At 70.3% G+C, this 1732-nt stretch carries 2 protein-coding genes; both read right to left on the reverse strand.

From position 1 onward, the window contains the following. Positions 1 to 413: 413 nt before the first annotated feature. Positions 414 to 1190 (reverse strand): DeoR/GlpR family DNA-binding transcription regulator, encoded by a 777-nt coding sequence (locus tag RTM68_RS18595; RefSeq protein ID WP_312173801.1) that lies wholly within the window; start codon positions 1188 to 1190, stop codon positions 414 to 416. 98 nt (positions 1191 to 1288) lie between these two features. Further along, on the reverse strand, positions 1289 to 1732 hold a 444-nt coding region (locus RTM68_RS18600), incomplete at its 5' end, for a class II fructose-bisphosphate aldolase (protein WP_396654255.1).

The raw sequence follows: 1732 nt of genomic DNA on the forward strand, positions 1-1732 counted from the left end.
GCTGGCGCGCGGCGTCGCGCCGGCGGTCGCGCTGGCCGCGGCATCCGCATCGACCGGCCTGACGGCCCCGTTCCAGTGCCACGGAAGCGGGCTCTGAGGGATTCCGAGAGATTTTCTCCAGTCGATGTATCAGAACATCGGTCGCCTGCTCCTTATCTGCAGAAGGTGCCATGCGAAGGGCTTCGGGAACGAAGCGCGAGGGAGGCGCAGAAGTCGGATTTTGGGGATACCTCATTCACTGGGGAGTGTGAGGACGGCAGGACACCATCTACTCCGGGGATGTCGCGAGAGGGGTCGCGGCATCCCCACCCCCCAGCTACCGTTCGAATCGCTCACTTTGCAGTTCTCATCCCCGCTTTTCTGCAAAGTGCGCTATTCGAAAGGCAGCGAACGGGCAGCGATCGGACCGGGGGTCAGGCGGTCAGCACCTCGTAGCCGGCGGCGCGCAGCGCGGCGAGCGAGGCGGCGGTCGCGCCGTCGTCGGTGAGGAGAACGGGGAACAGCTCCGCACCGCCGACGGCCGCGAACGCGACCGTGCCGAGCTTGCTGCTGTCGGTCACGACCACGGCGCGGCGTGCACGCTCGGCCATCATGCGGTTCACCGCCGCTTCGCGCTCGTCCTGCGTGGTGGCGCCGGCCTCGGCATCCATGCCGTTGACGCCGATGAAGGCCATGTCGAGGCGCACTCCGCGCAGCAGCTGCTCGACGAACGGGCCGACCAGCTCATAGCTGCGCGAGTGGATCACGCCGCCCGTCACGACGACCTTGATGTCGGGGCGGGTCGCGAGCTGCGCTGCGATGTTGACCGCATTGGTGACGACCGTGATGCCCGGACCCGCGGAGAGATCGTCACGAGCGGCGAGCGCTGCCGCGATCGCCGTGGTCGTGGTGCCGCCCGAGAGCCCGACGACCATCCCGGGTGCGACGAGGGCGGCCGCGGCCTGGGCGATGCTCTCCTTCTGCTGCGTGCGCTGGTGACTCTTGTAGCGGATCGGCAGCTCGTAGGCGACGTCGTGCGCGACCGCCCCGCCGTGGGTGCGGGTGAGCAGGCGCTGCTCGGCGAGCGAATCGAGATCACGGCGGGTGGTCGCGGCCGAGGCGCCGAAGCGCTCGACGAGCTCGTCGACGTTCACCTCGCCGTCCGCGGCCAGCAGGTCGAGGATCGCGTTCAGGCGGGCGGCGCGCTTCATGTCTCCATCCTGCCCGGAATCGCCATGCTCACCGCGCCACCGCTGCGGTCTCGAGCGCGAACAGGCGCAGCATCCGCGCGGCCTCCTCCGCGAGCGCCTCACGCGAGCGTCGAGCGGATCGCCCGGGTGAAGAACCCGTTCAGGTGCGTCGAGACGTTGATCTTGGTCATGCCCGCCCGCACGGCGTCGGCGATCACGGCATCCGAGACGCCCGATGAGCCGTGCAGCACGAGCGGCACGGCCTGCCCCTCACGGCCGCTGTGGTGCAGGGCATCGCGCAGCCGAGCGATGAGGTCGAGGTCGAGGGATGCCGTGCGATCGGTCATCGCGTGCGACGACCCCACCGCCACGGCGAGCGCATCGACACCGGTCGCGGCGACGAACGCCCGCGCCTCATCCGGGTCGGTGCGGACCCCCGGTGCGTGCGCCCCGTCTTTGCCGCCGACCTCGCCGAGCTCGCCCTCGATGTACACGCCGGCCGCGTGCGCGCGCTCGGCGACCGCCGCGGTGATCGCGACGTTGTCGTCATAGGCCAGCGCGCC

This window comes from Microbacterium sp., from assembly GCF_031988965.1.
In the GTDB taxonomy this organism is placed as follows: Bacteria; Actinomycetota; Actinomycetes; order Actinomycetales; family Microbacteriaceae; genus Microbacterium.

Coding starts and splice junctions, on each gene's coding strand:
- RTM68_RS18595 (WP_312173801.1), bottom strand. CDS start 1,190: ATGAAGCGCGCCGCCCGCCTGAACGCGATCCTCGACCTGCTGGCCGCG.